Origin of the sequence: Arsenophonus sp., assembly GCA_031446085.1 — a bacterium.
In the GTDB taxonomy this organism is placed as follows: domain Bacteria; phylum Pseudomonadota; class Gammaproteobacteria; order Enterobacterales; family Enterobacteriaceae.
Genome location: CP132901.1, coordinates 37,959 through 52,566, shown reverse-complemented (window position 1 = coordinate 52,566; position 14,608 = coordinate 37,959). Strand labels below are relative to the sequence as shown.

12 protein-coding genes and 1 tRNA gene are annotated in these 14,608 nt (G+C 23.6%); 6 read left to right on the top strand and 7 right to left on the bottom strand.

The window, feature by feature from the left end:
* Positions 1–13 precede the first annotated feature (13 nt).
* The 5 genes from RA161_00215 to tolB form a co-directional block, all read right to left on the bottom strand.
* Positions 14–1,273 (bottom strand): 2-oxo acid dehydrogenase subunit E2, encoded by a 1,260-nt coding sequence (locus RA161_00215; protein ID WMY97502.1) that lies wholly within the window; start codon positions 1,271–1,273, stop codon positions 14–16.
* 15 nt (positions 1,274–1,288) lie between these two features.
* On the bottom strand, positions 1,289–3,949 hold the full coding sequence (gene aceE / locus RA161_00210) for a pyruvate dehydrogenase (acetyl-transferring), homodimeric type (protein ID WMY97501.1): 2,661 nt from the start codon (positions 3,947–3,949) through the stop codon (positions 1,289–1,291).
* 414 nt (positions 3,950–4,363) lie between these two features.
* Positions 4,364–4,439 (bottom strand) — tRNA-Lys (locus tag RA161_00205).
* Between the two features lie 289 nt (positions 4,440–4,728).
* Positions 4,729–5,226 (bottom strand): peptidoglycan-associated lipoprotein Pal, encoded by a 498-nt coding sequence (gene pal / locus RA161_00200; GenBank protein WMY97741.1) that lies wholly within the window; start codon positions 5,224–5,226, stop codon positions 4,729–4,731.
* A 53-nt stretch (positions 5,227–5,279) separates the two neighbouring features.
* A complete protein-coding gene (gene tolB / locus RA161_00195) occupies positions 5,280–6,566 on the bottom strand; it encodes a Tol-Pal system beta propeller repeat protein TolB (protein ID WMY97500.1) in 1,287 nt (428 codons plus the stop codon).
* A gap of 889 nt (positions 6,567–7,455) precedes the next feature.
* Here tolB and yajC point away from each other — a divergent pair.
* The 6 genes from yajC to RA161_00165 all read left to right on the top strand — a co-directional run bounded on the left by yajC (position 7,456) and on the right by RA161_00165 (position 11,798).
* Positions 7,456–7,800, top strand: coding sequence for a preprotein translocase subunit YajC (yajC, locus tag RA161_00190; GenBank protein WMY97740.1), 345 nt, complete (start codon positions 7,456–7,458; stop codon positions 7,798–7,800).
* A 423-nt stretch (positions 7,801–8,223) separates the two neighbouring features.
* The gene (gene ribD / locus RA161_00185; protein WMY97499.1) at positions 8,224–9,336 is read left to right on the top strand and encodes a bifunctional diaminohydroxyphosphoribosylaminopyrimidine deaminase/5-amino-6-(5-phosphoribosylamino)uracil reductase RibD; all 1,113 of its coding nucleotides are present in this window, start codon (positions 8,224–8,226) and stop codon (positions 9,334–9,336) included.
* A 45-nt stretch (positions 9,337–9,381) separates the two neighbouring features.
* Positions 9,382–9,861, top strand: a complete 480-nt coding sequence (ribE, locus tag RA161_00180) for a 6,7-dimethyl-8-ribityllumazine synthase (GenBank protein ID WMY97498.1) — start codon at positions 9,382–9,384, stop codon at positions 9,859–9,861.
* 29 nt (positions 9,862–9,890) lie between these two features.
* The gene (gene nusB / locus RA161_00175; protein ID WMY97497.1) at positions 9,891–10,304 is read left to right on the top strand and encodes a transcription antitermination factor NusB; all 414 of its coding nucleotides are present in this window, start codon (positions 9,891–9,893) and stop codon (positions 10,302–10,304) included.
* A 31-nt stretch (positions 10,305–10,335) separates the two neighbouring features.
* The gene (gene thiL, locus RA161_00170) at positions 10,336–11,313 is read left to right on the top strand and encodes a thiamine-phosphate kinase (protein ID WMY97496.1); all 978 of its coding nucleotides are present in this window, start codon (positions 10,336–10,338) and stop codon (positions 11,311–11,313) included.
* Positions 11,310–11,798 carry a phosphatidylglycerophosphatase A gene (locus tag RA161_00165; protein WMY97495.1) on the top strand — a complete coding sequence of 163 codons (489 nt, stop codon included), beginning with the start codon at positions 11,310–11,312 and terminating at the stop codon, positions 11,796–11,798. The genes thiL and RA161_00165 overlap by 4 nt, the downstream gene beginning before the upstream one ends.
* On the opposite strand, the gene dxs is transcribed toward RA161_00165, so the two are convergent.
* Together dxs and ispA are read right to left on the bottom strand one after the other, a co-directional pair.
* Positions 11,795–13,639 carry a 1-deoxy-D-xylulose-5-phosphate synthase gene (gene dxs / locus RA161_00160; GenBank protein ID WMY97494.1) on the bottom strand — a complete coding sequence of 615 codons (1,845 nt, stop codon included), beginning with the start codon at positions 13,637–13,639 and terminating at the stop codon, positions 11,795–11,797. The two genes, RA161_00165 and dxs, sit on opposite strands and share 4 nt — an antisense overlap.
* A gap of 47 nt (positions 13,640–13,686) precedes the next feature.
* Entirely contained in the window at positions 13,687–14,592 is a 906-nt protein-coding gene (ispA, locus tag RA161_00155; protein ID WMY97493.1) for a (2E,6E)-farnesyl diphosphate synthase, read from the bottom strand.
* Positions 14,593–14,608: the final 16 nt, after the last annotated feature.

Genomic DNA, 14,608 nt, shown 5'->3' with positions numbered 1-14,608 from the left:
TATCGTATAAAATTTATAAAATTAAACGACGAATATCACTTAACAAAACTGATATTCTATTTATAAATCTAGCTCCATCTGCACCATTAATTACTCTATGATCAAATGATAAAGATAATGGTAAAATAGTACGTTTAACAAATTTATTACCATTCCAATATGGTTGATATGATAAACGAGATACACCAATAATAGCAACTTCAGAACCATTAATAATAGGTGTAAATCCAGTACTACCAATGTTCCCTAAACTTGAAATAGTAAAATTACTACCTTTGACTTCTGAAGGAAGTAATTTATTACTTTTCGCTTTTTGAACTAATATTTTTAATTCCTTTGAAATTTCCATAATTTTTTTTCTTTCAACAGAAAAAATTACAGGAACAATGAGACCATCCTGAATTTCAATAGCAACACCTATATTAGTATGTTTATTTATAATTAATTTTTTAAAATCTTCAGCAATAAAACTTTTAAATTTTGGCATTTCCTCTAATACACATGCTACAGCTTTTATTACGAAAACTAATGGTGTAATTTTAAATCCTATCTTTGTTTTTTTTATTTCATCATTTTGCTTATAACGAAATTTTTCTAATTCAGTAACATCAGCATTTTCCATAATAGTAACATGAGGTATATTCTGCCAATTATATGTTAATTTTAATGCAATATTTTTTTGTAACTTAGTTAATGTAATAGTTTTATGATTATCAGATTTTTTAAAATCTATTGTAGAAGATGAATATTCTTTTTCAAAATATAAATTTTCTTCTTTGTTAAAAGATTGAAAATAATTAATTGCTTTTTTTATATAATTTAAAATGTCTTCTCTTATAATTCTTTGTTTTCTTCCAGTACCTTTAATTTTTAATAAATCTATATTATACTTATAAGCTAATCTTCGTATTAAAGGAGTTGCATAACTAATCATATCATGATTACTGATAAAATTAACTTTTTTTGTTAAAATATCTTTAATTTCATTAGTAATTTTTGTCTTTTCTTTTTCATTTTTAGTTAAATGAGATACATCATGTATTTTTTTTTCATCTAATAATAAAATTAGATCTCCACTTTTAATTTTATCTCCTTTTAAAACATTTATTTTTCTAATAAAACCAGACTTATCTGCAGGAACTTCCATAGAAACTTTATCTCCTTCTATTGTCATTAAAGACTGTTTAACATTAACAAAATCTCCTTCTTTAATAAAGATTTCTATTACTTCCATTTCATTTTTACCAATATCAGGAACTCGAATTTCAAGCATAATCAATTTTACCTTTCATGACAAACGAGGATTAATTTTTTTTGGATCTATATCATATTTTTTAATTGCTTTTTCTACTAAACTGAAATTTACATCACCACATTTAGCTAATTCACTTAAAGCTGCAACTACAATATAATATGCATCTATTTCAAAATATCTACGTAAATTTTTACGACTATCTGAACGTCCATAACCATCAGTTCCTAATACATAATAACTATTTGTTGGAATATAAGATCTTATCTGTTCTGCAAATAATTTCATATAATCTGTTGACACAACTGCAGGTGCTTCATGCATTATCTGAGAAATATATGGTACTTTTTTTTCTTTTAATGGATTTAACATATTCCAACGCTTACATTCTTCTCCTTCTCGTGCTATCTCAGTAAACGAGGTAACACTATATACATCGGATGTAATTGAATAATCTGAAAATAAAATATCTGCAGCATAATTAATATGACGCATCATTGCACCTGAACCTAATAATTGTACTTTACCTCTTTCATCACCTACTGATTTAAATTTATAAATCCCTTTTCGTATCCCGTCTTCAACACCAATGGGCATTTTAGGCATTGAATAATTTTCATTTAATGTAGTAATGTAATAATAAATATTCTCTTGTTTATTTCCATACATTCTACGTAAACCATCGTGTACAATAACAGCTACCTCATATGCATATGCGGGATCGTAAGAAATACAATTTGGCACTACTAAAGATTGAATATGACTATGTCCATCCTCATGTTGCAACCCTTCACCATTTAATGTAGTACGACCTGAAGTAGCTCCAATTAAAAAACCACGAGCCTGTTGATCACCAGCTGCCCATAATAAATCACCTATCCTTTGAAAACCAAATATTGAATAATATACATAAAATGGTATCATGACTAAATTATTAGTACTATAGGACGTAGCTGCAGCTAACCAAGATGAACCTGCTCCCAATTCACTGATTCCTTCTTGAAGAATTTGACCATTTATGGATTCTTTATAATATGCAAATTGTTCTTTATCTTGAGGAGTATATTTTTGTCCATATGAATTATATATACCAATTTGACGAAATAATCCTTCCATTCCAAATGTTCTACCTTCATCAGGAATAATAAGAACTATTCTATCTTTTAGAATCTTATTTCTTAATAATACATTAATAATACGAATAAATGCGATCATAGTAGAAATCTTTTTCTCTTCTTTTTTAAAGAGAGAAGAGAAATCTTGTAATTTAGGAAGTTCTAAATATTCACTAAATTTAGGATTTCTTATTGGTAAATAACCACCTAAAATTTTTCTTCTTTCATGTAAATATCTATATTCGTCTGAATTTTTTGGAAATGTAATAAAAGGAAATCTATTTAAATCTTCATCATTAATAGATAATTTCAAATGATCTCGAAAATGTTTAATAGTTTCTAAATCCATTTGTTTAATTTGATGTGCAATATTTTGACTTTCGGCTAATTTTCCTAAACCATATCCTTTAATCGTTTGTGCTAAAATAACAGTAGGTTTTTCTTTAACCTCTACAGCCTTTTTTAAAGCTGCATAAATCTTTTTTAAATCATGTCCTCCATAATTTAAAGACCATATTTGATTATCTGTCATATTTTTTACTAACATACTTGTTTCAGGATAGCGATTAAAAAAATACTTTCTGATATAAGCTCCATCTTTTGATTTTAATCTCTGATATTCTCCATCAAGAGTTTCATTCATAAGTTGGATTAATTTTCCAGATTTATCTTTTTTTAAAAGCTCATCCCATTTATTACCCCATAAAACTTTAATTACCTTCCAACCAGCTCCATTAAAAACATTTTCTAATTCATTAATAATTTTCCCATTACCAAATACTGGACCATCCAAACGTTGTAAATTGCAATTTATAATAAAAATTAAATTATCTAATTTTTCTCTACTAGCTATAGTAATTGCACCTTTAGATTCTGGTTCATCCATTTCACCATCACCTATAAAAGTGTATACTAACTGATTATTAGTATTTTTTAATTTTCTATTTTGTAAAAATTTTAAAAATTTTGCTTGATAAATAGAACATATTGGTCCCAAACCCATTGAAACAGTTGGAAATTGCCAAAAATTGGGCATCAATTTTGGATGAGGATATGAAGATAATCCATTCCCATTAATTTCTTGACGAAAATTATTTAATTGTTCTTCTGTAATTCTTCCTTCTAAAAAAGCACGAGCATATATTCCTGGAGAACTATGTCCTTGAAAATACACTAAATCACCTTCACCCTTCTTTGAAGAAGCTCGAAAAAAATGGTTAAAACATACTTCGTATAAATCAGAAGAAGATTGAAAAGAAGATATATGACCACCGAGATCTAATTTTTTTTTTGAAGCACGTAAAACCATCATTGCCGCATTCCAACGTATTACAGATTTAATACGTTTTTCTAATTGAATATTTCCTGGATATAATGGTTCTTTTTCTACTGATATTGTATTTACATAATCATTATTTTTATTGAACTGAACTTTGATACCACTTTTATAAGCCTGTTGAAGCACTTTTTCAATAAGAAATTTAGCACGATCAGGACCATCTCTACGTATAACCGATTCTAATGAATCTAACCATTCATTAGTTTCAATTGGATCCACGTCATTTACTAATATATTTGACATGGCAATTTCCTAATTTTTTATTAAAAATTAAATACAACATAAATTCAACATTATTTTCTTTAAATAAAGATATCTTTTATTAAAAAAGAATTCTTATTCAAAGATTTTTCAAAAAAAATATAATTATTCTTTTATATTAAATAATCTATAAAAAAAATTTTAAGTTTATACCTTAATAATTTATACTGAATTTATATTACAATTAAAAATATTAAAAACTATTCATTTTAAAAAATCTCATTAATTGCTAATCAGATTTAAACTATTTTCAACCTATTAATTACATTTTTTTAAAAAAATATTTTAATTAGTTTATACAAATCTTAACAAAAGATATTTATTAAATATTAAATATATTTAATATTTAATAAATATAAAAAAATATTCTAATTAATAATATTAATATAATGATACTGGTGGGTCGTACAGGATTCGAACCTGTGACCAATTGATTAAAAGTCAATTGCTCTACCTACTGAGCTAACGACCCACTTTTATCAATCTTATTTTTATATACGACGAAACAATTTTATTATGCAACCTGCTTTCTTAGAACTAAATGAAAAATAAAATAATTAAAAATTAATTTTTACTTAAAATTTATAAATATTAAATATAAAAAAATAATATTTAGCAATAAACTTTATGGAGTAGCGTATAAAATCTTCGCTACTCCAAAAAAATAAATATTTCTTATTAATTATAATACACTAAATAACAATTAAAAACTTTAATCTTTTTCTTCGAAAAAAGAAAAAGAAAACAAATATTAAAAAAATTTAATATACTAAAACAGCACGACGATTTTTAGAATAAGCTGATTCATCATGACCTAACATAACAGGTTTTTCTTTTCCGTATGACACGATAGAAATTTGCTCGCTATTAACTCCTTTACTTTCTAAATATGATTTAACTGCATTTGCACGACGTTCTCCAAGAGCAATATTATATTCTGAAGTGCCACGTTCATCAGTATGACCTTCAATTGTTACATTAACCGATGGATTACTGTTTAAAAACGCAACATCTTGATCTAAAATCTGTTCATATTCTGGCAATAAATCGTACTTGTCAAAACCAAAGTAAACAGTATTATTATTTTGCAATTCTTGCATTTGTTGATTTTCTAATTGCTCAGTCATCAAATTAGAATTGCTATCATTAACAGCGTTTTCTCCAGGAACTTGTTCGCTACTTTTTTTTGAATTACATCCAACTACAAATAATATTGGTAATATTAACAATAAGCGTTGGAATTTTTTATTTAATTTCATTTTTTTTTGATCCTTTAATATAATAGTGTTTGTTATACTAATTTTATGATACATCATAATAACGGAGACCAAGCAGGAAATTTGACCTGTCCATCATACTCCGGGAAACGCATATTAAAACATCCATCCACTGATACCAAACGCAATATATTATTTAAATTTTCTTTAGAAGAACAACTATAAATAATCATAGTATCGTTTGGAGCAATACTAGGTGTTTCATCTAGAAACGTATCCGTTAAATACTCTACGGAATTAGTTACTAAATTTTGTTTGGTAATATGTTGCTGACCACTATGAATACTTACCATGACCATAAATGCTCCACTAGAACTAATAACAGCATTTTGATTTTGATAACCATTATTAGTAATACGTTTTGACATACCACCATAAATGTTTATTTTATAAATTTGAGGATAACCTTCTTGGTCAGAAGTATATACAATAGTTTTATTATCTGGCATCCAAGAAGGCTCAGTATTATTCTTTTTAGAATTTGTAATTTGATTTATTTTACCATTTATTAAATCTAAAACATAGATATTTAATGTACCTGATTTTGAAAGAACGAACGCTAATTTTCTTCCATCAGGAGAAAAAGATGGTGAACCATTATGTTGTTTAAAATTAGTTATCTTTTTTGTTAATCCATTTAAAAGATTTTTCATTACTAAAACAGAACGATTTTTTTCGAACATAACGTAAACTATCTTTTGACCATCTGGAGACCAAGCAGGAGACATTAATGGATTAGATAATTTAGCTATAGTAGTTTTATTAAATCCATCATAATCTGAAATACGTAATTCATACAAATTTTCTTTATCATTTCGTTTTACAACATATGCAATTTTTGTTCTAAATAAACCAGGAATATTAGTTATTTTTTTAAATATCTCATCACTAATAGTATGAGCATCATATCTAATTTTATCAGTAATATTTATAATATTTTTAATAATATTTTTTTTGTTTGAATCTACTATACTAAATAGTTCATAATGAATGAAATTTTTATGTTTTTTATCCGATTGAATTTTTCCAGTTAAAAACATATCAATTTTAAAATGCTTAAATAAGTTTATTTTAGAATTAAAATTAGAATTTTTTAATAACTGATCCATAAAAACTATATTGAATTGACCACTATTACTTAAATCATTTGCAATGATTTTTGTTATCTCTCTTGATAGAGAAATATGATCTTTCGTTTGAAAAGGAAAAATTGCAATAGTTTTGGTTTTAGATCTAACATATTCTTTATTTTTTTGTTTAGCTTCCGATAGATTTAGTAATAACACTAAAAATACAAAGAAAAATATTGATATTCTCTTCATTTTAGATTTCCATTACTATATTTTAGTAGTATCTAATTATCAATTATAAGTTTAACAAAAGTAAATATACAAAACCAGCAATTTATATTTTTTTTTCAAAAAAAAATATAAATAATAACATATTTTATTTAAAAACACTCTTCAAAAAAAATATTATTTAAAAAATACCTATCTTTTAAAATATTTAAAAAAATCAAATTTTACAATTAAACATTGTAAAAATAATCTTTATAATACATTTTAATTTTCTCAAAAAAAATTAAAAAATTTATATTTTTTATAAATTACATGGTGATCATCTTATTAAATAAAATTTATTTATATCAAATGTTTCTTAACTAATTTTGATATCTGTAAGATATAAATTTTATTGTATCATTTTTTTAATAAAAATATATTTAAAATTTTATCAAAAATTCTTTAAAAAGAGTGTAAATGTATCAATATTAGATTTTTATTACTCTATTTTTTTTATTTTCTACATTATTAATACACAAAGTTTATAACTAATCTTATATTAATTAAAAATTAGTTAATACAATTTATAATATTTTTTAAAAAAAAATAAATACATAAATAAAAAAAATTTATATTAAAAACTTTAAAAGAATAGAAAAATAAAAAAATACTTATATCTCATTATTTACCTTTTTTATTTTTTTATTGAAAAATAAATAAAATTGTTATATATACCTTTATAAAAAAATAATACAGAAAATACCATTTTTTAAAAATTAAGTTAATTTAAGATCAGGAAATATCTAAAACTTAAATGAAAAAGTAAATTTTGATATCAAAAAGTAGTATAATGTACTGTAATACTAAATACAATAGCGTTAAAAAAATAGTAGTACATAAATATAAAATTTCAATAAAAAAAGGTGAAAAAATGAATTTCTTTATAAAAGAAATATTTGCAAATAGTGCAAATAAAATTATTCAAGAACAAGGAACATCATATTCTTTTATTTTTATGTTTATTATTTTTGGATTAATTTTTTATTTTATGATCTTAAGACCTCAACAAAAAAGAAATAAAGAACATAAAAAACTAATGGAATCCATTTCTAAAGGAGATGAAGTTTTAACAACAGGAGGAATAATTGGACGAGTTACAAAAGTATCTGAAACAAATTATATTACTATCTCTATAAATGAAAATAACGAAATTATTATAAAACAAGATTTTATAGCTACTATTTTACCTAAAGGAACAATCAAATCAATACAATAGTAATATAAATGTGTTTATTACAGATTTTACGAATGTAAATCTAATTTACAAAAATTTTTGATCATTCAATTTTTTTTTTGAAAAATAAATATGATTATTTGATAAATTTTTAAAAGAGCTATGAAATTTTAAATATAAAAAATATAAATCTTTTGATATTGAGATGAATTTTTTATACGTAAAAAAAGGTTTTTTATATATACAAAAAAACACTTTAACAAAAAAAAATATTATCAACTAAAATTATTAAAAACCATACAATTGAAAACTAAAAAAATAAAAATAGTATCTTTAATTTAAATATAGACAAAATATTTTGTTTTATGTATATTTCAAACAAAACAATCTTATTTATATTTTAACATAGCAATTGTATTAATTATATCAATATAATGTTAAAAATATGAAAAAAACTATATTTTTATGATCAAATATGATATAAAATATATGGAAAGAGCTTTAAAACTTGCAAAAAAAGGAGAATTTACTACGTCTCCTAATCCAAATGTAGGATGTGTAATTGTAAAAAATAATCTCATTGTAGGAGAAGGATTCCATTATAAAAGAGGAAATAAACACGCTGAACAACACGCATTAAAAATTGCAAAAGAAAAAGCAAAAGGATCGACTGTCTATATCACTTTAGAACCATGCAATCACTATGGACAAACACCTCCTTGTACACAAGCTTTAATTAAAGCAAAAGTAAAATATGTAATAGTTGCTATGCAAGATCCAAATCCTAAAATTTCAGGAAAAGGATTATTAGAACTTGAAAAAGCTGGGATTGAAATTTATTGTGGTTTATTACAAAAAAAAGCAGAAAAATTAAATAAATTCTTTATAAAAAGAATGCGTACTGGTTTTCCATATATTATATTAAAATTAGCTTCATCATTAGATGGGAAAACTGCTCTTCAATCAGGAATTAGTCAATGGATTACTTCTACACGATCTAGACAAGACGTACAAGAAATTAGATCGAAAGTCAGTGCTATTTTAACTAGTAGCAAAACAATACTCAAAGATAATCCTAATTTAAATGTAAGATGGACAAATTTTTCTAAAAAACTAAAAAATCAATATTTAAAAAAAGATATCCGTCAACCAATTAGAATTGTTTTAGATAGACAAAATCAAGTGAATCCAGAACATAATATTACAAAAAATAAAGGAGAATGTTGGCTCATTAGAACAATTTATAAAAATTCAAAATGGATTGGAAAAGTTAAACAAATAATATATCCAAAATTTAAAAATGAAATAAATTTAGTCTCTCTTTTAAAGAATATTGCAAAAAAAAATATCAACTCTGTTTTAATAGAAAGTGGGCCAACATTAAGTGGTGCATTTTTAAAATCTAATTTAGTAGATGAACTTATTGTTTATATTGCACCTAAAATTATTGGATTAAAAGCAAAAGAATTAATTACAGTTCCAACTATACAAGATTTAAAAAATGTAATAAAATTAAAATTTGTTAGTGTTAAATTTATCAATCCTGATTTAAAAATCATATTACATCCAAAAAAATAAAGATTTTTAAATTAATAATTGAAATTACAAAAATATTAAAAATTTATGAACATGGTTACAAATAAATTGAATAGTATAAATACTCAAATAGCTATTATAGTTTCAAGATTCAATCATTATATTACAAATTCTTTACTCATCGGTGCATTAGATATTTTAAAACGTGTTGGGAAAATCAAAGATAACAATATTACTGTTATTTGGGTTCCAGGAGCATTTGAAATACCTTTAATTTCACAATCCTTATTAAAAAATAATCATCGTAAATATGATGGACTAATAACTTTAGGTGCAATTATTAAAGGAGAAACAAAACATTTTAAATATATTGCAGATCATTGTTGCCAAAGTTTATCTAAAATTAGCCTTGATCACAATATTCCTATTGGATTTGGAATTTTAATTACTAAAAATGTTCAACAGGCTATTGATAGAGCGGGAATGAAATATGGAAATAAAGGATCAGAATCTGCATTAGCAATTTTAGAAACAATTAATATTATAAAAAATATTAAAAATAAATAATATTTATTTTCTATTAAGTAGGATTATTAGTGAAATTATCTTATCGTCAGCGCGCAAGAAAATTTGCTTTACAAGCAATTTATTCTTTGGAATTATCAGGAAATAAAATTTCTGATATCGAATTAGAGATGTTATCTTCAAAAAATAAATCAAAAATAGATAAAGAATATTTTCATGAATTAGTTATTGGGGTATCAAATAACATTGCTACTATAGATAATATAGTTTATCCATTTATATCTAAAAAAATTAATCAATTAGGACAAATAGAAAAAGCTGTATTAAGATTAGCAATTTTTGAACTTAACTTTCGACATGAAATTCCATATAAAGTGATTATAAATGAGGCAATAGAATTAGTAAAAATTTTTGGATCAGAAAAAAGTTACAAATTTATCAATGGAGTACTAGATAAAGTAGCTATTTTTTTATTAAAAAAATAAAAAATATATTGTTAAATCTAATAAATAATCTATGTATACTGAATTTGACGTAATAAAATATTTTTTTAATAAAAAAAATAAAAAAAATATTAGATATACAGCAAATATCGGAATAGGAGATGATGGTGCTGTATTAACCATACCAAAAAAACAACAATTAGTAGTAACAACAGATTCTCTAGTAGAGAATACTCATTTCTTTTCAAATATAAAACCAGAATATTTAGCGCATAAATCTTTATGTGTAAATCTTAGTGATTTAGCTGCAATGGGTGCACACCCAACTTGGATATCATTAGCAATTACATTACCTAAAATTAATCATATATGGTTAAAAAAATTTAGTAACACTTTATTTAAACTATTAAACTTTTACAAAATTCAACTAATTGGAGGAGATACAACAAAAGGTCCTATGAGCCTAACATATACAGCATATGGATTTGTTCCATATGGAAAAGCTCTAACGAGATCAGGTGCTATGCATAATGATAAAATCTATATAACAGGACCATTAGGAGATAGTGCAGTAGGATTATTACTACTTGATAAAAAAATATATATTAAAAACAAACATGATTATAATTTTTTTATTAAGAAACATTTAAAACCTGATCCAAAAATCTTACACGGTATCATTATTAGATCTATTGCTTCATCAAATATTGATATATCAGATGGACTATATTCTGATTTAAGTCATATTTTAAATAAAAGCAATTGTGGTGCTGAAATTCAATTAGATTTAATACCATTATCAAAATCTATTAAAAAACAAATATCTAAAAAAAATATTTTTGAACTAGCAGTATCTGGAGGAGAAGATTATGAACTTTGTTTTACTGTACCTAAAAAAAAACAAAAAAAATTGGAAATTTTATTAAAAAAAAATAACTTAAAAGCTTTTTGTATCGGGAAAATAAATAAAAATTTTAGAACAATAAAATTTTTTTATAAAAAAAAACAATTATTACTAAATATTAATAAATTTGAACATTTTAATCAATGAACAAAAAAAATAAATTAAATATTTCTTATTTTTATTATTTTTTAGCAACTGGATTTGGATTTGGAAAAATATTTATCTTTCCAGGAACTATTGGTACTATTTTATCAATTTTTATATGGTCTATAATTACAATAGTTTTACCTAAAAATTACTACTGGATTTTTATTATTATAACTTTTTTAATAGGAATATTCATATGTAATAAAACAGTACAAATAACTAAAAAACATGATGATAAATGTATTATATGGGATGAATTTGTAGGAATGTGGTTAATTTTAATAATGACTTCTAACTTTATTAACTATAAAATAATAATAACTAGTATTATTATTTTCAGAATATTAGATATTTTCAAACCACATCCTATAAAATGGATAGAAAAAAATATAAAAGGAGGATTAGGAATTATGTTAGATGATATTGTAGCATCGTCTATAACAATCATATTAATAAATTTAATACATATGATTAAAATATTTTAAATAGAATTAACATATTCTTTTATTGAATTCAAAATACCTTGTGAATCTAATCCTAATTTAGATAAAATTTTATTTTGATTACCATGATCAATATAATAATCCGGTATACCAAGATTTAAAATAGGAATAAGACATTTTTTTTTCATTAAAAATTCATTAACAGCACTTCCAGCTCCACCATAAATAGAATTTTCTTCTAAAGTTACTAAAAATTCGTGTTTTTTGACAGTTTCTAATATAATTTTTTGATCTAAAGGTTTTACAAAACGCATATCTATTACAGTTGCATTTAATATTTTAGCAGCTTTTATAGCTTCAAAGACTAATGGTCCAAAATTTAATATAGAGATCTTTTGTCCTATACGTAATATTCTTGCTTTTCCTATTGGAATAGAAGATATTTTTTTTAAATTTACACCAAATATTTCTCTTTTAGGATATCGTATAAATACTGGAAATTTTTTATAAAAATAACCTGTATATAACATTTGTCTGAATTCATTTTCATCACTAGGAACCATAATAATTATATTTGGTATACAACGTAAAAAAGAAATATCGAATACTCCTTGATGTGTACGTCCATCAGCACCAACTATGCCAGATCTATCAATTGCAAATAAAACAGGAATTTTCTGAATTGCAATATCGTGTATTACTTGATCATAAGCTCTTTGTAAAAAAGAAGAATAAATTGAAATAATCGGATTATATCCACCAATAGATAAACCAGCAGCGAACGTAATAGCATGTTGTTCTGCAATAGCAACATCAAAAAATTGTCTTGGATATAATTCAGAAAATTTTACTAAACATGAACCTTCTCGCATAGCTGGAGTAATAACAATTAATTTTTTATCTTGACTAGCTTGTTGACATAACCATTTTCCAAAAAATTCAGAAAAAGTTTTTTTGTTTGTTTTTTTAGGAAAAACAAAAGATTTTAAATTAAATTTAGGTACTGCATGCCAAGAAATCGGATCTTCTTCTGCAGGTTTATAACCTTTTCCTTTTTTTGTAATTAAATGTAAAAAATGTGGTCCTTTTATTTTTTTAATTTTACTTAAAATTTTTAATAATTTTTTAATATCATGACCATCAATAATACCAATATAATTAAAACCTAATGCTTCAAATATAGTATTTGAACTTAATGCCTTTTCAAAGAATCTTTTAATAAAAGGTATTTTAAATAAAAATTTAGTTTTTTTATTTTTTGAATTCAAATTAAAATAAGAAAAAAACAATTTATTTAAGTATTTACTTAAATAACCAACATTTTCTGAAATTGACATTTGATTATCATTTAAGATAACTAATATGTCTTTATTAATATACCCGGCATGATTCATTGCTTCATAAGCCATACCTGATGTTATTCCGCCATCTCCTATAACGCAAATAGTTTTTCTATTTTTTTTTTCATATTCTGCTGCTACAGCCATACCTAAACCTGCACTAATAGAAGTAGAAGAATGTCCAACACTAAACGTATCATATATACTTTCTTCGCGACATGGAAAAGGATGTAGTCCATGATCTTTTCTTATAGTGTAAATTTTTTTTTTCCTTTCAGTTAAAATCTTATGAGGATATGCTTGATGGCCAACATCCCATATAATATTATCAAATGGAGTATTATAAATATAATGTAAAGCAACTGTTAATTCAATTACACCTAAACCTGAAGCAAAATGTCCACTAGATTTACTAACACTTTTTAACAAAAAAAAACGTAATTCATTACATAATTGAGGTAATTTAATTTTGGATAAACGACGCAAATCTTTAGGATTATTTATTAATGAAAGTATTGGATAACAATCTTTTTTAATATTCATCTTTATATTTTTTTTAATTTTAATATAAATTATTAGATAAAAAGTTTTTAATGATCTCTTTGAATAATAAAATTAGTTAAATCTTTTAATATCATAACATTTATATCGTATTTTTTTTCAATTTTATTTAAAATAAATAATGCTTTTTTATGTAAAAAAAAAATTATATTTTGAGTTTTTTTTAAACCTAATAATGAAACATAAGTGTTTTTTTTATTTCTTTGATCAATTTTAGTAGTTTTTCCTATTTTTTTAATATCTCCTATAGTATCTAAAACATCATCATGAATTTGAAATAATAATCCAATAATATCAGCATATTTATCTAGTAAAGGTAAAATTTTTTTTCCTAAATAACCACCCGCAAATGCTGTCATTCTTATTGTTGCTCGAATTAATGCACCAGTTTTATTTAAATGAATAAATTTCAACATTTTTTTATCAATTGTATTATTTTCTAATTCTATATCTAATGCTTGTCCAAGACACATTCCATTTATCCCTATAGCACTAGATAATTCTCTTATAAAGAGTAATTTCATTTTATCATTAATTCCAGGCATGTATGTAGAAGATAAAAGTTCAAAAGCAAGATTATGTAATGCATCTCCTGCTAAAATAGCATGTGCTTCTCCAAAAACAACATGACAAGTCTTTTTCCCTCTTCTTAAAATATCATTATCCATTGCAGGTAAATCATCATGAATTAAGGAATATGTATGAATACATTCAACTGAAATTGCAAGTACATCTAAAACTTTTTCTGAAATATTTAATATTGAACCAATCGCATATGCTAAAAATGGTCGAAAACGTTTTCCACCAAATAATAAACTATATTTTATAGCAGAAATAAGTTTTGTTTTTTTAGGATATTTTTTTTCAAATTGTAATGATAATATATCATCAACATGTTTTTTAACCCAAATTAATTGATCATAAAAAGAAATCATAAATTATTTTAAATAA